Annotated in this window: 15 protein-coding genes and 1 tRNA gene; 8 read left to right on the top strand and 8 right to left on the bottom strand. The window is 69.8% G+C overall.

Annotated elements, in window-relative coordinates; all coding sequences use genetic code 11:
- Positions 1 to 28: 28 nt before the first annotated feature.
- Positions 29 to 1,441: a diaminopimelate decarboxylase gene (gene lysA, locus ACIPYT_RS11005; RefSeq protein WP_401073674.1), complete on the bottom strand. Its 1,413-nt coding sequence runs from the start codon at positions 1,439 to 1,441 to the stop codon at positions 29 to 31.
- 146 nt (positions 1,442 to 1,587) lie between these two features.
- On the opposite strand from lysA, the gene ACIPYT_RS11000 reads away from it, so the two are divergent.
- Positions 1,588 to 2,643 carry a YihY/virulence factor BrkB family protein gene (locus tag ACIPYT_RS11000; protein WP_401073671.1) on the top strand — a complete coding sequence of 352 codons (1,056 nt, stop codon included), beginning with the start codon at positions 1,588 to 1,590 and terminating at the stop codon, positions 2,641 to 2,643.
- A 9-nt stretch (positions 2,644 to 2,652) separates the two neighbouring features.
- Here the strand turns inward: ACIPYT_RS11000 and ACIPYT_RS10995 are convergent, their stop codons facing one another.
- Positions 2,653 to 3,504, bottom strand: a complete 852-nt coding sequence (locus tag ACIPYT_RS10995; protein WP_401073668.1) for a DUF2993 domain-containing protein — start codon at positions 3,502 to 3,504, stop codon at positions 2,653 to 2,655.
- Between the two features lie 40 nt (positions 3,505 to 3,544).
- Positions 3,545 to 5,209: an arginine--tRNA ligase gene (gene argS / locus ACIPYT_RS10990; RefSeq protein WP_401073665.1), complete on the bottom strand. Its 1,665-nt coding sequence runs from the start codon at positions 5,207 to 5,209 to the stop codon at positions 3,545 to 3,547.
- Positions 5,210 to 5,279: 70 nt separating this feature from the next.
- Here argS and ACIPYT_RS10985 point away from each other — a divergent pair, with 70 nt between their 5' ends.
- Together ACIPYT_RS10985 and ACIPYT_RS10980 are read left to right on the top strand one after the other, a co-directional pair.
- Positions 5,280 to 6,080, top strand: a complete 801-nt coding sequence (locus tag ACIPYT_RS10985; protein ID WP_401073662.1) for an SGNH/GDSL hydrolase family protein — start codon at positions 5,280 to 5,282, stop codon at positions 6,078 to 6,080.
- A gap of 16 nt (positions 6,081 to 6,096) precedes the next feature.
- Positions 6,097 to 6,169, top strand: a tRNA-Arg gene (locus ACIPYT_RS10980).
- Between the two features lie 68 nt (positions 6,170 to 6,237).
- Here the strand turns inward: ACIPYT_RS10980 and ACIPYT_RS10975 are convergent.
- The 3 genes from ACIPYT_RS10975 to ACIPYT_RS10965 all read right to left on the bottom strand — a co-directional run bounded on the left by ACIPYT_RS10975 (position 6,238) and on the right by ACIPYT_RS10965 (position 10,853).
- Positions 6,238 to 7,785, bottom strand: coding sequence for a DUF4041 domain-containing protein (locus ACIPYT_RS10975; protein WP_401073659.1), 1,548 nt, complete (start codon positions 7,783 to 7,785; stop codon positions 6,238 to 6,240).
- A 59-nt stretch (positions 7,786 to 7,844) separates the two neighbouring features.
- A complete protein-coding gene (locus ACIPYT_RS10970) occupies positions 7,845 to 8,948 on the bottom strand; it encodes a magnesium and cobalt transport protein CorA (RefSeq protein ID WP_401073656.1) in 1,104 nt (367 codons plus the stop codon).
- Between the two features lie 105 nt (positions 8,949 to 9,053).
- Positions 9,054 to 10,853, bottom strand: coding sequence for a glycoside hydrolase family 15 protein (locus ACIPYT_RS10965; protein WP_401073653.1), 1,800 nt, complete (start codon positions 10,851 to 10,853; stop codon positions 9,054 to 9,056).
- Between the two features lie 78 nt (positions 10,854 to 10,931).
- Between ACIPYT_RS10965 and ACIPYT_RS10960 the strand changes: the two genes are divergently transcribed.
- Positions 10,932 to 12,329: a glucose-6-phosphate dehydrogenase gene (locus tag ACIPYT_RS10960; protein ID WP_401073650.1), complete on the top strand. Its 1,398-nt coding sequence runs from the start codon at positions 10,932 to 10,934 to the stop codon at positions 12,327 to 12,329.
- On the opposite strand, the gene ACIPYT_RS10955 is transcribed toward ACIPYT_RS10960, so the two are convergent.
- Together ACIPYT_RS10955 and ACIPYT_RS10950 are read right to left on the bottom strand one after the other, a co-directional pair.
- Positions 12,316 to 13,245: an AEC family transporter gene (locus ACIPYT_RS10955; RefSeq protein ID WP_401073648.1), complete on the bottom strand. Its 930-nt coding sequence runs from the start codon at positions 13,243 to 13,245 to the stop codon at positions 12,316 to 12,318. The two genes, ACIPYT_RS10960 and ACIPYT_RS10955, sit on opposite strands and share 14 nt — an antisense overlap.
- A 61-nt stretch (positions 13,246 to 13,306) precedes the next feature.
- Positions 13,307 to 13,825 (bottom strand): CGNR zinc finger domain-containing protein, encoded by a 519-nt coding sequence (locus ACIPYT_RS10950; protein ID WP_401073645.1) that lies wholly within the window; start codon positions 13,823 to 13,825, stop codon positions 13,307 to 13,309.
- A 103-nt stretch (positions 13,826 to 13,928) separates the two neighbouring features.
- Between ACIPYT_RS10950 and ACIPYT_RS10945 the strand changes: the two genes are divergently transcribed.
- The 4 genes from ACIPYT_RS10945 (at position 13,929) to ACIPYT_RS10930 (ending at position 17,337) form a co-directional block, all read left to right on the top strand.
- Entirely contained in the window at positions 13,929 to 15,329 is a 1,401-nt protein-coding gene (locus tag ACIPYT_RS10945) for a threonine/serine exporter ThrE family protein (protein ID WP_401073642.1), read from the top strand.
- A gap of 57 nt (positions 15,330 to 15,386) precedes the next feature.
- On the top strand, positions 15,387 to 15,851 hold the full coding sequence (locus ACIPYT_RS10940; protein WP_401073639.1) for a MarR family winged helix-turn-helix transcriptional regulator: 465 nt from the start codon (positions 15,387 to 15,389) through the stop codon (positions 15,849 to 15,851).
- Between the two features lie 24 nt (positions 15,852 to 15,875).
- Positions 15,876 to 16,298 carry an organic hydroperoxide resistance protein gene (locus ACIPYT_RS10935; RefSeq protein ID WP_401073636.1) on the top strand — a complete coding sequence of 141 codons (423 nt, stop codon included), beginning with the start codon at positions 15,876 to 15,878 and terminating at the stop codon, positions 16,296 to 16,298.
- 61 nt (positions 16,299 to 16,359) lie between these two features.
- Entirely contained in the window at positions 16,360 to 17,337 is a 978-nt protein-coding gene (locus ACIPYT_RS10930) for a zinc-binding dehydrogenase (RefSeq protein ID WP_401073633.1), read from the top strand.
- Positions 17,338 to 17,343 lie beyond the last annotated feature (6 nt).

Below are 17,343 nucleotides of genomic sequence, written 5' to 3'. Positions count from 1 at the left end.
TTCGATGCGGGCGACGAGCGCGGGCCGGTCAGGCTCGCGCCTCGTCACCGACGAGGATTCCCGCGTCGCGGGACAGGACGTCGGCGAGGGTCTCGCCGCGGACGATCACGGTCGACCGGCCGTCACGGACCGCGACGATCGGCGGACGGGCCACGTGGTTGTAGTTGCTCGCCAACGAGGCGCAGTAGGCACCGGTCGACGGCACCGCGAGCAGATCTCCCGGCACGACGTCGCCGGGGAGGTACTCGTGGTCGACGACGATGTCGCCGGATTCGCAGTGCTTGCCGACCACGCGGCTGAGCTGCGGGGCGCCGACGCCGAGCCGTGACGCGAGCCGGGCCGAGAACTGGGCGCCGTAGAGCGCCGGGCGGGCGTTGTCGCTCATTCCGCCGTCGACGCTGAGATAGCGACGCACCGCGCCGGACTCGAGCTCGACGTCCTTCGTGGTGCCGACCTCGTACAGCGTGACGCCGGCGGTGCCGACGATCGCGCGACCGGGTTCGAACGACAGCGCGGGGACGGCGATGCCGCGAGCCGCGCAGCCGGCCGCCACCGCGGCCACGATCTCGCCGGCCAGCGTCTCGATCGGAGTGGGATCGTCGACGCTCGTGTAGGCGATGCCGAACCCGCCGCCGAGGTTGAGCTGTGGCACCGGGCCGCCGGCGAGGAGGGCGGCGTGCAGTTCGAGCACGCGCTCGGCGGATTCGCGGAATCCGGCGACGCCGAAGATCTGAGAACCGATGTGGCAGTGCAGCCCGGCGAACTCCAGCCCGGGGATCTCGCGGATGCGGGCGACCGCGATCGCGGCGTCCGGCAGCGGGAAACCGAACTTCTGGTCCTCGTGCGCCGTCGCGAGGAAGTCGTGCGTCTCGGCGTGGACACCGCTGATGACGCGTACGAGCACGCGCTGCACGGCATCCGTCCGCGCCGTGATCGCCGCGAGGCGTTCGATCTCGATCGCGCTGTCGACGATGATCGTGCCGACGCCGACCTCGACCGCGCGCTCGAGCTCTGCGACCGACTTGTTGTTGCCGTGGAAGCCGAGGGATGCCGGAGCGACGCCGGCCGCGAGTGCGACCTCGAGCTCCCCGCCTGTGCACACGTCGACGCGGAGACCCTCGTCGACGACCCAGCGCGCGACGGCGGTGCTCAGGAATGCCTTGCCCGCGTAGTAGACCTGAGCGGTGGTGCCGTTCTCGGCTGCGGCCTCGTCGAACGCGATGCGGAACGACCTGGCACGGGAGCGCACCTCGTCTTCGTCGAGCACGAGGAGCGGCGTGCCGTAGGTCTGGGCGAGCGCGGTCGCGGGGATGCCGGCGAGGGTGAGCGTTCCGTCGTCGTCGCGTGCTGCGGATGCGGGCCACACGGCTGTCGGCAGGTCGTTCGCGTCGTCGGGCACGACGAGCCAGTCCGGGGCGAGCGAGTCGGCAGGGGAATGCAAGGATCACCAATCGTGGACGGGTCTCGGGCCGGATCGGGCACAGCGAGTTGACCCGATTCTAGGGCACCGTCCATGCCGCTTCCGTCATGGTGACACCCCGCGTCAACCCCCTGCGATGGCGATCTCGCGACTCGTAGGGTGGGGGCGTGACGAGCAGCGAGAGTTCTCCGGCAGAGACCCCCCGGCCAGGCCTCATCCCGAGGGTGAGCGCCGCCGCGATCCGCTGGGCGCTGCAGCGTCGCGCGGTGCGTGCGTTCCTGCTCTACTCCGAGCGTCGGGGCGCGATGCTCGCCGACAGCGTCACGTATCGCGCGCTGTTCAGCGTGTTCGCGGGCGTACTGCTCGGGTTCTCGATCGCCGCGCTGTGGCTCGCAGGGAACCCCGACGCCTGGCGCGCCATCATCGACGCCGTGCAGTCCGTGGTCCCCGGACTGATCGGCGAGGGAGGCGTCGTCGATCCCGACGAGCTGCGCGCTCCGCTCTCGCTCTCGATCGCCGGCATCGTCGGCGCCGTCGCTCTCGCGGGTTCGGCGCTGGCCGCGATCGGCTCGCTGCGGACGGCGGTGCGCGTGATCTCGGGTACGGCTCAGGACGACATCCTGTTCATCTGGGTCATGCTGCGCAACCTCTTGCTCGCGGTCGGGGTGGGCGCGGCGTTCGTCGCGGCGGCGGGTGTCACCTTCGTGGGACGCATCGGCATCACCTGGCTGAGCGGTCTGCTGGGGCTGCCCGAGGACTCCCCCGGCGCCGCATGGGGAATCCGCATCGTCTCGCTTCTCGTCGTCCTCGCGCTCGACACGGCGCTGGTCGCAGCGATCTTCCGGCTGCTGTCGGGCGTGCACGCGTCGGCGCGCTCGCTCTGGAGCGGCGCGGTGATCGGCGGCGTCGGGCTTCTCGTCCTGCAGGCGCTCTCGAGCCTCTTCGTCGGCGGGGCCACCAGCAATCCGCTTCTGGCGTCGTTCGCCTCGCTGCTCGCACTCCTGATCTGGCTTCAGCTGTCGACCCAGGTGATCCTGATCGCCTGCTCGTACATCGTGACGTCCGAGGAGGAACGCGGGGATCGCGTGCACGCCCGTTTCGGTGCGACGACGTTCGAGCAGCGGCGCGTGCAGCGCGCCGAAGCAGAGGTCGCTCTCGCGACCGCGGCGCTGCGCACGGCGCAGAAGGCCGCAGGGCTCACGACCCCTGGCGAGGACGCCTGACCCCACCGGTCAGGGCGCGGGGCACACGCCCTTCTCGAGCAGTGCGGGGTCGGTCGCGATCGCCCCGTCGACGTCGACGTCGATCACGGCCTCGCTCCCCTCGATCTCCAGACCCGTGATGGTGAGTCCGGCCGGGAGTTGATCGGCGATGCACACGCGCTGCGTCTCGGTGATCTGGGCGCCGAGCGAACCGAGCGACGATCCCACCTGGTCGGCGTCGATCTCGAGTCCGCCGACCGTCAGCGACACGGGTGTCAGTTCGAGGTCGCCCTCGGCGACGCCCGGTGTGACGGTCAGGGTGATCGGGATCGGGATGCCGAGCACCGGGACCGACCCCGCCACCGTGGCGTTCGGGGCATCGAGCGTGACCGTGTCGACGGGGAGGTCGGTGCGCGCCAGGAGCGTGGTGAACTGCGACTCGTCGATCCGGATGGTCCCGGACGCGCCGTCGAGGTCGCCGCCGCGCAGCGGCACTCCCGTCGCCGTCACGTCGACCGCGCCGGTCACCCCCTCCAGCGTCACGGAGTCGGTCGACAGGTGCAGGCTGTCGAGGCGTCCGCCGATCAGCTGCGGGAGCAGGATGCCGTCGGCCTCGACGTCGAGCTGCTGGTCGGCGGGCAGATCGAGCTGCTCCACGACGATCGACCGCACCACCCCGGGGAGGACCGAGCGCACGACGAGTTCCGCGGCGACGACGAGCAGCGCCAGCACGACCACCACGATGAGCAGCACCCACGGCCAGCGACGCCGGCGCGTGCGAGGTGCGGTCGCGCCCGCACCGTCGTCCTCGCCCGGGATCACGAGCGTCGGATGCTCGGTGTCGGCCGAGGGGTAGGGCAGCGTGGGGTTGTCGTCGCTCATTCTGGCATTCTGCCGTATCGGTGCAGTCCGCCGGAGACGGCTACATGCGCTCGGGGGCGGAGACCCCCAGCAGGTTCAGCCCGTTGCGGAAGACCTGTCCGGCCGCATCGTTGAGCCACAGGCGGGTGCGGTGCACGCTCTCGATCGGGTCGTCTCCCTGAGGGATCACTCGGCAGTTGTCGTACCAGCGGTGATACAGCCCCGCGAGCTCCTCGAGGTAGCGGGCGACCCGGTGCGGCTCGCGCACCTCTGCCGCGAACGCCACGATGCGCGGGAACTCCTGCAGTGCGCCCAGCAGCGCCGCCTCGGTCTCGTGAGTGAGCGTCTCGGGCGCGAACTCGGAGCGGTCGACACCCGAGTCGGCGGCGTTACGACCCACGTTGTGCGTGCGCGCGTGGGCGTACTGCACGTAGAAGACGGGGTTGTCGTTCGTGCGCTTCTTCAGCAGCTCGGGGTCGAGCGCGAGCGGCGAGTCGGCGGGCGAGCGCTCGAGCGAGTAGCGGAGAGCATCCGTTCCGAGCCATTCGCGCAGATCATCCATCTCGATGATGTTGCCCGCGCGCTTGCTCAGACGCGCACCGCCGACCGACACGAGCTGGCCGATCAGCACCTCGACGTTCTTCTCCGGGTCCTCGCCCGCGGCCCCGGCGATCGCCTTGAGTCGGTGCACGTAGCCGTGGTGGTCGGCGCCGAGCAGATACAGCTTGTACTCGAACCCGCGGTCGCCCTTGTCGAGGTAATACGCGGCATCCGCGGCGAAGTACGTGTACTCGCCGTTGGAACGGCGGATGACCCTGTCTTTGTCGTCGCCGAAATCGGTGGTGCGCACCCACACCGCTCCCTCGTCGTCGAAGACGTGGCCCTGCTCGCGGAGACGGTCGACGGCCTGGTCGACGAGGCTCACGCCGTCGGCGTTCTTCGCGTGCAGACGGCGCTCGGAGTACCAGACGTCGAACTCGACGTTGAACTTCGCGAGCGACTCCTTCTGCTCGTCGAGCTGGTACTCGTACGCGAGCTCGCGCGTCACGAGCACCTGCTCCTCGGCGGGAAGGTCGAGCAGATCGGGGCGCGCGGCGAGCACGCGTGCCGCGAGATCGCCGATGTAGCTGCCCGCGTACCCTCCCTCGGGCGTCGGCTCCCCCTTCGCCGCGGCGAGGACGGAGTGCGCGAAGCGCTCCATCTGCACGCCGGCGTCGTTGATGTAGTACTCGCGGGCGACGTTCGCCCCCGACGCGATGAGCACGCGCGCGATCGCGTCGCCGAGCGCCGCCCACCTCGTGTGTCCGATGTGCAGCGGGCCGGTCGGGTTCGCGCTCACGAACTCGATGTTGATGCTCTGCCCCGCCTGCGAGTCATTGGTGCCGTAGGCGGCGCCGGCATCGACGATGACCTTCGCGAGCGCGCCGGCGGCCGCGGCATCCAGGCGGATGTTGATGAATCCCGGCCCCGCGACCTCGGCGGTCTCGACGCCGTCGACCTGGGCGAGGCCGTCGGCGATCTGCTGCGCGAGCTCACGCGGGTTCGTGCCCAGCTGCTTCGCGAGACGCATCGCGATGTTCGACGCCCAGTCCCCGTGCTCGCGGTTGCGCGGACGCTCGAAGACGATGTCCGATGCGGCGAGCGCGAGAGGCTCGCCCGGACGTCGTTCCTCGGCGATCGGTGCGAGCACGGCGAGCAGGGCGTGGGCGAGCGTTTCAGGATTCATAGACTGCCCAGTTTACGGCGCGTCGCGGCGCCGAATTTGCGTAGGGCCGAACGTGATCTACAGTCATGCCATGATTCCCGCCGCCGCCCGCCGTCGCCTGCCCGTCGCAGGCGTCGTGATCGCCGTGATCCTCGCGCTCTCGGCGGTCGTTCTCGGGGTGTGGCGACCGTGGATCGGGACGCCGGCGACCGAGCCGATCGGCGCCGCCTCCGCGGGTGACGACGCGGTCGCGATCGCACCGGCGCCTCTCGCCCTCCCCGAGCATCCGACGGTGCTCGTGTTCGGCGACTCGTGGACGTACGGATCCTCGGCGACCGTGCCCACCGACGGCTACGCCTATGTGCTCGCGGATCTCATCGACGGCGAGACGATCGTGAACGGCGTGCGCGGCAGCGGCTACCTCAAGCCGGGCATCGACGGGCCGACCTTCGGCGAACGCATCGCGGCGCTCGACCCCGCGCTCTCCCCCGACCTCGTGATCATCCAGGGGTCGATCAACGACCGCGCGCAGGGCGTCGCCGGATATCGGGATGCGGTGAACGCCGCGTGGGACGCCATGGCCGCGACGTACCCCGACGCGACGATCGTCATCCTCGGGCCGGCCCCGCACGAGCTTCCGGTCGGGGACGCGACCGCGCGCATCGACGCCGACCTGTCGGAGCTCGCCGCCGCCCGCGGCTGGTGGTACATCTCCCCCATCGGTCAGGACTGGATCACCGATCAGAACTACCTGTCGGTGATCGACGCCGCGACCGTGCATCCCTCCACCGACGGCCACCGCTACCTGGCCGAGAAGCTCGCCGACGCGCTCACGCAGTTGGGCGACGCGCCCGTCACCGAGGCCGGGTCGGAGACCGACCCCGACCAGTGATATCGTCGTTCGGTACGCCTCCGTAGCTCAGTGGATAGAGCGCCGGTTTCCGGTACCGTAGGTCGCAGGTTCGACTCCTGTCGGGGGCACACAGACATACGAAGAGGGACCGTCCATCTGGACGGTCCCTCTTCGCGTTACCGCTGGCGCCGGTCGGTCACGCCGGGACCTGGTCGCCCTGGAGGGCACGAGTAGCCATGTACTCCTCCGCCGCGGGCTCGAGCTTGAAGTCGAGCAGCTCGACGGAGTGCGCCTTCAACACCTCACGCACCTCGGTCGGCGTCGTGCGGAAGTACTCACGACGCAGATTGATCCGGTTGATGCGACGGTCCGCGAAGTGCTGATGCAGCATCGCCTCGATGCTGACCGCGTCGTCGGCGAAGAACAGCGCGTGGACGTCGAAACGGAACGGCACTGATGCGTCACCGAGCTCGTTCACGCGGTCCATGGGCTCGAGCCGGCGGGTGAGCCCGATCTTCACCACATCTGGTCCGAAAGATCCGACGTTGCTGATGACATACACATACCCGGCGCGAATGTTCGCCGCACGGTAGTCGACGTTCTCGATGGCGTGATCGACATCGGCGAGGCGCGCCCGCATCCGCTCTGCGCCTTCGTGGTCGCCGTTGGCTTCGAGGGCCGCGATGGTGTTGGCATAGTGCCCTCGCTCTTTCTCGAGTCGCGCCTTCTCGGCGGCGAGTTCTTTCTCCGCCTTGCGCTGCTCCCGAAGTTCCTCACGATGGGCGCGGTCCGCTTCCTTCTCTTCTTGGACGGCACGAAGGTGTCGGTTGGCGAGTTCGAGTTCCCGCAGTCGGAGCTGGTGGAAGTACGACGTGATGCTCAGGTCGATCATGGTGCCCAGACGGGCGATCTGCTCCATGGCGGTCGTGAGGCGCTTCTGAGCAGTGGCGAGGTTACCGGCCCGGACAGCCTTGACGCAGTTCTCGGCCTCCGCGTTGTAGGAGCGGAGCATGAGCTTCGACATGTCGCGGACGAACTTCGCACCCTTGGCCGTGCTGTTGTTGAACGTGAAGTTGCTCGATGCCTGCGTCGCACGACCGGTGCGGACTGCCGTCTTGATGTCTGCACGCAGCGCTTCGAGCTGCGTTGCCAGAGCGACCGAGTCCTCAGCAGGATGCTCGTAGTCGTAGAGACCGAGCTCCTGAATCTCGACGGCGCCGCGCAGGTCGAGAAGAGACGCCTCCGTCGAAGCGATGTCCGCTTGGCGCGATGCGAGCTCCGCCGCGGCGGCTGCGACTCGTCCGCGAACGCCGTCGATCTCCTGGTTCAGGTGACGCTTCAGATCATCGAGGGCGGCCACGTCTTGGAGACCGTACTGATCGATGAGTCCTTGGAGTCGCGCGACCTCCGAGCGGAGCTTCTCGGCGTGCTTGCGTGCACCGACGAGCGGGATGTTCTCGAGGACCAGTGCGTTCCGGGCGCCGACGTTCGACGGCGCAGGTTCGGAAGCGACGGGATCCACCCCCGCAATCTGCGCGGGGCGCGGCTCAGCGGCGGTCTGGCCTGCGAGTGCGCGGGCCTCTGCGCGACTGCGAGCGACCGGAGCGACTGAAGCGATCGGAGCCACGGACTGTATCCCGCCGGCGAATACGTGCTCCGTCCACGTCGCTCCGTCCCAGTACCTCTGTTCGAACTGTCCGGAGGGGTCTGGATGCCAACCCGGCTGCACGGTGTCGCTTGTCATTCGCTCAACGTAGCGCAGAGATCAGACGCACATCATCGTGACCCCAGGGCGCCCCGCGACTACATCCATTTCTGACGCTTGAAGACGATGTACAGGACGAGTGCGAAGGCCACCATCCCGCCGACGGCGAGCGGGTATCCGAACGCCCAGTGGAGTTCGGGCATGTTGTCGAAGTTCATGCCGTAGATCGCACCGATGAGCGTGGGGGCGAACAGGATCGCCGCCCAGCCGGAGATCTTCTTCATGTCCTCGTTCTGCCGTTGGGCCACGAGCGTGCCGTTGACCGTGAGGATCTGCGACAGCGACTCCCGCAGGTCGCCGACCCGCACCTCGGCGCGACTGAGGTGATCGGCGACGTCCTGGAGGTACGACTGCAGCGGTGCAGGGATGTCGTAGCGGCGGAACCCGTCGCGCAGGGACGCGAGCACCTCGGTCAAGCCGGAGGTCGCCTGCTGCAGGTCGATGACCTCCTGGCTCAGCCGGTAGATGCGCTCGGTGACGGCCGCGTCGCCGCCGAACACCTGGCGCTCGATCTGCTCCCGATCGATGTCGAGGCCGCGGAGCACCGGCGTGTAGCCGTCGACGATGGCGTCGAGCAGGCGGTAGACGATGGCCTCCGGTCCGTGGTGCAGTAGCTGCTCGTCGTCGAGGAGGGTCTGTTCGCCGCGGTCGGCGGCCCCGGACGCGTCATCGGCGTCGAGACCGTCGATCCAGCGTCCGTCCTGACAGAACACGGCCACGGCCCGAGGGCGCACGAGGATGTGGAACTCGGCGAAGTCGACGTCCTCCGTCGCGTCGACGTACCAGGCGGAGCGCACGACCAGGAACAGCGTGTCGTCGTAGCGCTCGAGCTTGGGTCGTTGCCCGGCGTGCAGGAGGTCTTCGACGAGCAGCGGATGCAGGTGCCAGGTGTTCGCGAGCTCCGCGACGTCTTCGGGCGTGGGCGACGGGTAGAGCAGGAGGGCTGTGCGGCGGTCGTCCTCGTCTGTGAAGGCCTGTGCGTCGTCGACCGAGGTGTCGCGCGGAGCGCGGACGAGGTGACCGTCGTCGACGTAGCGGGTGCGGCGGGTCGTCCCGGTGCCGGGGGTCGACGCGAAAGGCGTCCGTCGGCGGAACACGCCGCCGCGCTGGCGGTTCGGGTCGTCGCTCGCGTGCTGCGTCATGCCGTGTCCTCGTTCTCTGATGGGGATGCGCCGCCTGCGCCATCCACGAGCATAGGCACGAGGAGGCCGCGACGGGCGGTGACGACGCCGACGAGCAACGGCTCCTCAGCCGCGCGGCCGGTGCATCTTGCGCGCCAGGGCATCGGCCGCGCGGACCAGCGCGAGGTGCGAGAACGCCTGCGGGGTGTTGCCGAGCTGTCGCCCCGCCGCCGGGTCGTACTCCTCCGACAGCATCCCGACGTCGTTCGCGAGGGCGCACAGCCGGCCCATGAGCTGCTCCGCCTCGTGGATCCGCCCCGTGCACGCGTACTGCTCCACGAGCCAGAACGAGCAGGCGAGGAACGCCCCCTCCGGCCCCGGCAGCCCGTCGACGCCGGTCGCCGTCCGGTACCGGTACACGAATCCGTCGCGCATCAGCGTCTGCTCGATGCGCTCGACCGTGGCGAGCATGCGCGGGTCGTCGGGGCGGCAGTAGCCCACCTGCGGGAGGAGCAGCAGCGACGCGTCGACCTCGTCGGTGTCGGCGTGCTGCACGAAGCATCCGTCTCTGACCCCTCGTTCGTCGATCTCGGCGCGCAGGCGGTCGCGCAACCCGCGCCAGGTGTCGACCGGGCCGTCGAGTCCGTCGTCCTCCACCGCACGCACTCCGCGGTCGAACGCCGCCCACATCATGACGCGCGAGTGCGTGAAGTAGCGCGGTTCGCCGCGGATCTCCCAGAGACCCTGATCGGGCCGGTCGATCTGGTCGGCCGCGAATCGCAGCAGTTGCTTCTGCAGCGCCCACGAGAACGTCGACTCGTGCACGCCCGCCGCTCGCGCCGCCGCGAGAGTGACCACCACCTCGCCGACCACGTCGGCCTGGTACTGCGTCGCCGCCCCGTTGCCGAGACGCACCGGACGCGAATCCTCGAACCCCGGGAGGTGGGTCAGCGCGCGCTCGGTGATGTCGCGCTCGCCCGCCGGTCCGTACATGATCTGCAGATCCGCCGGGTCACCGGCCACAGCGCGCAACAACCAGGTGCGCCAGGCGTCTGCGAGGTGCAGGAAGCCGTGGTCGACGAGAGCCTCGAGCGTGAGCGCCGCATCCCGCAGCCACACGTACCGGTAGTCCCAGTTGCGCTCTCCTCCGACGTCCTCGGGAAGGCCCATGGTCGCCGCTGCCGCGATGCCGCCTGTCTCGCGGTTCGACAGGGCGCGGAGGATCAGCAGCGACCGCACGACCTCGGCGTGATGCGGGCCCTCATGCGTGATCCGATCGGCCCACTCCTGCCACCACTGCGCGGTGTCCGCGAAGACCGCGTCGGCGTCGAGCCGCGCGGGGAGGTCACGATGCGAGGGGAACCAGGTGAGCTGGAGATCGCGCACCTCCCCCTCGCGGATCACGACGTCGCCGGCGTGCTCATGATCGTTCGGCTCCAGCCGTGCTCCGCGGATCGCGACGGCATCCGGTCCGGCCATCGCCACGAGACAGGGATCGTCCTCTGTACCGGTCTGACGCACCCAGGGCATCGCCCTCGCATAGTCGAAACGCAGAGTGAGGTGCTGCACGAACCTCATCTCACCCCGGATGCCGACGATGCGGCGCACGATGTCGGTGCGCAGCACGGACGCCTCCGGGTCGTCGACGACGGGCATGACCTCGTGCACCTCGGCGATCGCGTCGCCGCTCCGCCACCGGGTGACGAGCACGAAGGTGTCGCCGTCGTAGCGACGCGTGCTCACGGCATCCGCGTCGACGGGGCGCAGCTGCCACCGTCCGTGATGCTCGTCGCCGAGGAGCGCCGCGAAGACCGAAGCGGAGTCGAGGCGCGGCAGGCACAACCAGTCGATGCTCCCCTCCGTCGAGACGAGAGCCGCGGTGCGGCAGTCGCTGAGCAGGGCGTAGTCCTCGATCCGAGCAGTCACGATCCGCAGTGTGCCATGACTTCGCGTGCCCGACCACGGGGTGGCGCCGGTACTCGGCGAATGCATACCCTCGACGGCATGACCAGCTCGTCACGGACCCTGCTCATCCTCGGAGCCACGGGCGACCTCACCTCGCGCCTCCTCCTCCCCTCCCTGGGCACACTGCTCGCCCGCACTCCGGACCGTACGGTGACCGTGCGCGGCGCGGGCGTCGAGGACTGGGACGACGCGCGCTGGCGGACGACCGTGACGGATGCCGTCGGCACGGCCGCCGCAGGTCGGGCGACGATCGGCGACTACACGGCCGTCGATGTGACCGACCCCTCCGCCCTCGGCGCGCTGCTCGCGACGGTCGGACCCGGCACCGTTCTGTATTTCGCGCTCCCGCCTGCGATCACCCGGAAGGCCGTCGACGCCCTCCACGGAGCACACCTGCCCGACGATCTCGTGCTCGCGATGGAGAAGCCCTTCGGCGACGATGCGGCGAGCGCGCGCTCCCTCAATGCAGCCCTGACCACCCTCGTTCCGGAGGACAGGATCTTCCGGGTCGATCACTTCCTGGGGCGCTCCATGCTCCTCAATCTGCTCGGCCTGCGTCTGGCGAACCGCATGTGGGACCCGGTGTGGTCGGCCGAGCACATCGAATCCGTGCTGATCCGTTTCGACGAGTCGCTCGCCCTGGAGGATCGTGCGGGCTATTACGACCGCGCCGGGGCGATGATCGACATGATCCAGAGCCATCTGCTGCAGGTTCTGGGCCTCATGGCCATGGAGCCGCCGGCGACCCTCGGCGAACGCGACCTGCGCGATGCGAAAGCCGCGGCCCTGCGGGCGACTCACGTGTGGAGGGATTCGCCGGAGACCGCGTCGTATCGCGCTCGCTACACCGCGGGCACGGTCGACGGAAGGAGCATCCCGTCGTACGTCGACGAAGAAGGCGTGGATGCGGCGCGTGCGACGGAGACGCTCGCGGAGGTCGTGTTCGAGGTGGCGAACGAACGCTGGGCCGGCGTGCCGTTCGTCCTGCGCTCCGGAAAGGCACTGCCCGCGAAGCGTTCCGAGGTCGTCGTGACGTTCCGCCCTGTGCGACACCTGCCCGCGGGCCTCTCGCCGGCGCCGCGGGACGGCGGGCGACTGACCTTCGCGCTCGGTCCCGACCGGATGACGCTCGACCTGCACGTGACGAGCGGCGACGAGCCTTTCGACCTCCGTGACGAGGAACTCGTCGCGGAGATGGGTCGGGGCCAGCAGCGGTCGTACGAAGAGGTGCTGGACGAGCTGCTCGACGGCGACGTCACCCTCTCGGTGCGCGCGGACGAGGCCGAGGACTGCTGGCGCATCCTGCAGCCGATCCGCGATGCCTGGGCCGCGGGGGCCGTCCCGATGCAGGAGTACCCCGCCGGGTCGGCGGGGCCCGACGGGTGGCCGAGCACGGGCGGCTCGGCCGTCGACGGAACCGCCCTCACCGCGTCGTGACCACGTCCAGCACGGCCAGCGCGAGCGGCACGGTCAGGAGCGCCATCACGGTCTGCACTCCGGTGATCGACGCCATCAGTCGGTGGTCGCCGCCCATGCGCCGCGCCAGCACATAGGCGGACGGCGCAGTGGGTACGGCGGCGATGAGCACGACCGCGGCGAGCACCACGCCGTCGATCCCCAGCAGCACGGCCGCCGTCACCGCGAGCGCGGGCAGCACGATGAGCTTGAGCAGCACCGCGATGCCGATGTCGAGGAGGTCCTGCCGTCGGAGCGCGAACGTGAGCGCCGCCCCGGCGATGAGCGTCCCGGTCACGAGGGCCGGTGCAGCGAGCAGATCGAGCACCGTCGCGATCGGACCCTCGAGAGGTATGCGCGTGACGTTCACGAGGATCCCGATCAGGCACCCCTGGATCAGCGGGTTCGACGCGAGCTCACGTCCGAAGTGCGGCCTGCGATCATCGACGCCGTCGCCCCAGCGTGCGAGCGCCGAGACGCAGACCACGTTGACGAGTGGCACCATGACGGCGCTCGCGATCGCATAGGTGGCGATGCCCTCTTCGCCGTGCAGCGCTGTCGCGAACATCAGGCCGAGATAGGTGTTCACGCGCACCGACCCCTGCACGAGAGACGTCAGTCGAGCTCCGGTGATGCGCAGCAGAGCCGCTGCGCCGAAGAGGATGCCGAGGACGACCAGCACCGGCGCGGTCAGCGCGACCACGAGCGGCACGATCGGCACGATCCCGAGGTCAGCGCGACCGATGGACGTCACGAAGAGCGCGGGAGTGAAGACCCGGTAGCTCATCCACTCCAGGCCTCGCCAGAACGAGGGATCGAGCGGCGCCCGATGACGGAGCGCCCATCCGATCACGAGCAGGAGGACGACGGGCAGGATGGCGGTGACGGCGAGAGGCACTCATCGAGAGTCGTGCAAGCGGTTATGGCATTTCAACCATGACAACGGCGCCCGCGTCGCGTCACACCCGAGAGCGATGCCGGTGCACGGCGTCGTAGTTGCCGCAGCGCGCCGAGCAGTAGCGTCGTCGTCCGTTCCTGCTCGTGTCGACGAAGACCGCACGGCACCCGGTACGCGCGCAGGTGCCGAGGCGCTCGCCTTCGGACTCGACCGTGAAGATCGCGAGGCCGCCCGCGGTGACGGCACGCACCCGTCCGACGATGTCGTCGTCCTCCGGAGTGAAGTGCAGATGCGGACGACGCCCGTCATGGGTGGTGAGGTAGACGCCGGTCGTGCCGACGGTCAGCAGAGCGTTCACCGCGACGGTGCGCGCGTCCTGGTCCTCCGCAGCGAACACCGTGCGCAGGCGCGTCGACCAGTCACCGAGGAGTTCGGCCTGGTCGCCGGTGAGCTGCGGGCGCCGGATGCCGTGCTCCCCGAGCAGTTCCTCCATCGCCGGACGCGCTATGCCCGACGCCGCGGCGTTCACCAGCGCGGCCGCCAGGTGCGCTCCCGGCATGTTGTCATGAGCGAACAGCATTGAACGATTACACCACGAGCGGCCCCGGCCGTCGGAGGCGTCGGGATTCCCGACGCACCCGCGCGTCGCCTGCGCCGAGCCTCGTGCGCGGGACAATGGACGCATGTCCCCGAACTCGCGCCGGCGACTGCTCGCCTCGATGCGACGCATCCTGCACACCGATCCTTCGAGCGTCGCGCACACCGAGATGCTGCCGGTGATCGACGAACGCACCGTCCCGCGCGTCCTCGACCTCGCGACGAGGATCGGCGAGGCCATGTTCGGCGTCGGCGCCTCGGCGCACGAGGTCACGCTCGCGATCATCCGCGTGTGCGAGGCCTACGGTCTGCGCGGCGTCCAGGTCGACGTCACCTACAACTCGATCACGGTCTCGTTCCACCTGAGCGGAGAGGTGTGGCCGGAGACGCTCGTTCGCGTCGTGCGCGTGGCCGCTCCGGACCACGCCAAGCTGCAGCGGGTGCAGGCGCTCGTCGCCGACATCGACGGGGGCCTCGATCTGGAGTCGGCGCGCACCGCGTTCCGCGCCATCCGACGGTTGCCGTTCCGCTACCAGCAGCCGGTCGTGATCGTCGCGCGGGCGCTGCTCGCCGTCGGGGTGAGCATCCTGCTGGGCGCATCGCCCGTGATCGTGGGCCTGACGTTCCTCGCCGCACTCGCCGCCGCACTCACCCAGGCCGGGCTCGCGCGCATCCGGGTGCCGCTCTTCTTCAGCCAGATCGCGGGAGGGTTCGTCACGACGGTCGTCGCGGTCGCGGTGTCGGCGCTGGGCTCCGCGGGTATCGAGCCGTTCGTCGGCATCCGACCGTCGATCATCGTGGCCTCGGGAATCGTCCTGATGCTCGCCGGACTCACGGTGGTCGGCGCGGCGCAGGATGCGATCGACGGCTTCGCCCTGACGGCGGGCGGCCGCATCCTCGACCTGACGATGCAGACGCTCGGCGTCGTGATCGGCATCCTCGTCGGACTGGAACTCGGCGGGCTGCTGGGGTTCACGATGGACCTCCCCGACGACCCCGCCCCCTTCGGCCCCCTGCTCGGGGTGTTCGCGGGGGCGATCATCATCGCGGTCGCGGTCGCGGTGTTCAACGGCGCCGGGCTCCGGATCATCCTGGTGAGCGCACTGCTCAGCGCCATCACGATCGCGGGATACACGGGCGCGACCGCCGTGAACCTGCACCCCGCGGCGGCGAGCGCGGTGGGCGCGCTGCTCGCGAGCTTCGTGGGCGTGCTGATCGCGCACAACCTGCACGTGCCGTCGGTCGCGGTGACCACGGCGGCGATCGTCCCGCTGGTTCCGGGAGTCGCCGTGTTCCAGGGGCTCCTGGAGATGGTGCATGCCGGCGGTACGACGAGCGGGGTCGTCGGCGCCGGCGGCTCGCTGATCGACGCCGCGGTGATCGGCATCGGTCTCGCGTCCGGAGCGTCGCTGGGCCTGTACCTCGGCACGCCCGTGCGCGCCACGCTGTCGAGCGTCTCGAAGACCCGCGCGCGTCTGCGCCGCTGAAGGACGCTCCCCCAGGCGTTCAGGTCACGCACAACTAGATTGTGCACAATCTTTCTCATGGCCGTGACCGATGAGATGGTGTGCTTCTCGCTCTACTCCGCCGCCCGCGCGACGACGCAGGCGTACCGCTCGCTCCTGGCACCCTGGGGACTCACGTATCCGCAGTACCTCGTGCTCGCGATCCTCTGGAATGAGGGCGAGCAGAGCGTCGGCGCACTCGGCGACGCCATGCAGCTCGACTCCGGCACTCTCTCCCCCCTCGTGCGCCGACTCGAGCAGGCCGGCTACGTCACCCGCACCCGCCGCGCCGGCGACGAACGCGTGGTGATCGTGCAGCTCTCCGACGCGGGCGTCGCGCTCCGCGCCGAGGTCGCTCCCGTGCATGCCAGGGTCGCCGAGCTCGCCGGTAAAGCCGACGACGAGGACCGTCGTCGTCTCATCTCCGAGCTGCGAGGGCTCACCGCTCTGCTGCACGAGGTCGCCGCCTCCGGCGACCTCTCCACAGGCCACCGCGGTCGCTGACCGCCAACCGGAAGGAATCCCACGATGGATGCTCTCTACACCGCCGAAGCCCTCGCCACCGGAGCAGGCCGCGACGGCCGCGCCGTCACCGCCGACGGCGGTCTCGCGTTCGACCTGGCCATCCCGAAGGCGATGGGCGGCAGCGGCGACGGCGCGAACCCCGAGCAGCTCTTCGCCGCCGGGTACGCCGCCTGCTTCCACTCGGCGCTGCAGGCGGTCGCCCGCACGCAGAAGGTCGCGATCGCCGACACCTCCGTCGGCTCCCGCGTGCACATCGGATCGAACGGCCAGGGCGGCTTCGGACTCGCCGTCGAGCTCGAGGTCGTGATCCCCGGACTCGCGCACGACGAAGCCCAGGCACTCGCCGACGCCGCACATCAGGTCTGCCCGTACTCGAACGCCACCCGCGGCAACATCGAGGTCACGATCACGGTCGCGGACGACTGACCCTCGATCCGCTCTCCGCACGACCACATCCGTCACTGCAACCATCTCCGAGGAGAACATCATGCGCGCACTCATCCATCAGTCCTTCGGCGCCCCCGAAGACGTCCTCGCCGTCGAGGAGCGCCCGACGCCCGAGCCCGGCCCCGGCCAGGTCCGCCTGCGGATCGTCCTGTCGCCGATCCACAACCACGACCTCTGGACCGTGCGCGGCACGTACGGCTTCGTGCCCGACCTCCCCGCGGCCTCCGGCACCGAGGCGCTGGGTGTCGTCGACGCGCTCGGCGAGGGCGTCGAGCACCTGAGCATCGGACAGCGCGTCGCCACGGGCGGCACCTTCGGCGCGTGGGCCGAGTACGTCGTCGCGAACGCCGCCGGTCTCATCCCCGTGCCGGACGCGATCGACGACGAGACCGCGTCGCAGCTCGTGTCGATGCCGTTCAGCACGATCACGCTGCTGGAGTTCCTCGGTGCGAAAGAGGGCGACTGGATCGTGCAGAACGCCGCGAACGGCGCCGTGGGACGCATGCTCGCACAACTCGGATCCGCGCGCGGCGTGAACGTCCTCGGACTCGTCCGCCGCGCGGCGGGTGTGGACGAGTTGCGCGCGCAGGGCATCGAGAAGGTCGTGGCGACGGATGCCGAGGACTGGCGCGACCGCGTCGCCGAGATCACGGGCGGCGCGGATATCGCCTACGGGGTGGACTCGGTGGGCGGCTCGTCGGCGGGCGACGTCCTGTCGCTGCTCGGCGAGGGCGGCACGCTCGTCGCCTTCGGCGCGATGCAGTCGCCGGTCATGGAGATCGCCTCCTCCGACGTGATCTTCAAGCAGGCCGTCGTGAAGGGTTTCTGGGGCAGCAAGGTGATCCCCTCGCTCGATGCCGCGACACGTGGCGCCCTGTTCGGAGAGCTGATCCAGCGGATGACCGACGGCACCCTCACGCTCCCCGTCTCCGCCGTGTTCGACGCCGCTGAGATCGCCGATGCGGTGCGGGCGAGCGACACCGCCGGACGCGTCGGCAAGGTGCTGCTGAGGTTCTGATCGTGC

The organism is Microbacterium sp. NPDC089695, assembly GCF_044749085.1.
Classification (GTDB): Bacteria; Actinomycetota; Actinomycetes; order Actinomycetales; family Microbacteriaceae; genus Microbacterium.
The sequence above is the reverse complement of the archived record's forward strand: the minus strand, read 5'-3'. Positions and strand labels throughout refer to the sequence as shown.

Coding starts and splice junctions, on each gene's coding strand:
- ACIPYT_RS10940 (WP_401073639.1), top strand. CDS start 15,387: ATGGCCGTGACCGATGAGATGGTGTGCTTCTCGCTCTACTCCGCCGCC.
- ACIPYT_RS10970 (WP_401073656.1), bottom strand. CDS start 8,948: ATGACGCAGCACGCGAGCGACGACCCGAACCGCCAGCGCGGCGGCGTG.
- ACIPYT_RS10950 (WP_401073645.1), bottom strand. CDS start 13,825: ATGCTGTTCGCTCATGACAACATGCCGGGAGCGCACCTGGCGGCCGCG.
- ACIPYT_RS10930 (WP_401073633.1), top strand. CDS start 16,360: ATGCGCGCACTCATCCATCAGTCCTTCGGCGCCCCCGAAGACGTCCTC.
- ACIPYT_RS10985 (WP_401073662.1), top strand. CDS start 5,280: ATGATTCCCGCCGCCGCCCGCCGTCGCCTGCCCGTCGCAGGCGTCGTG.
- ACIPYT_RS10935 (WP_401073636.1), top strand. CDS start 15,876: ATGGATGCTCTCTACACCGCCGAAGCCCTCGCCACCGGAGCAGGCCGC.
- ACIPYT_RS10995 (WP_401073668.1), bottom strand. CDS start 3,504: ATGAGCGACGACAACCCCACGCTGCCCTACCCCTCGGCCGACACCGAG.
- ACIPYT_RS10960 (WP_401073650.1), top strand. CDS start 10,932: ATGACCAGCTCGTCACGGACCCTGCTCATCCTCGGAGCCACGGGCGAC.
- ACIPYT_RS10945 (WP_401073642.1), top strand. CDS start 13,929: ATGTCCCCGAACTCGCGCCGGCGACTGCTCGCCTCGATGCGACGCATC.
- argS (WP_401073665.1), bottom strand. CDS start 5,209: ATGAATCCTGAAACGCTCGCCCACGCCCTGCTCGCCGTGCTCGCACCG.
- ACIPYT_RS10975 (WP_401073659.1), bottom strand. CDS start 7,785: ATGACAAGCGACACCGTGCAGCCGGGTTGGCATCCAGACCCCTCCGGA.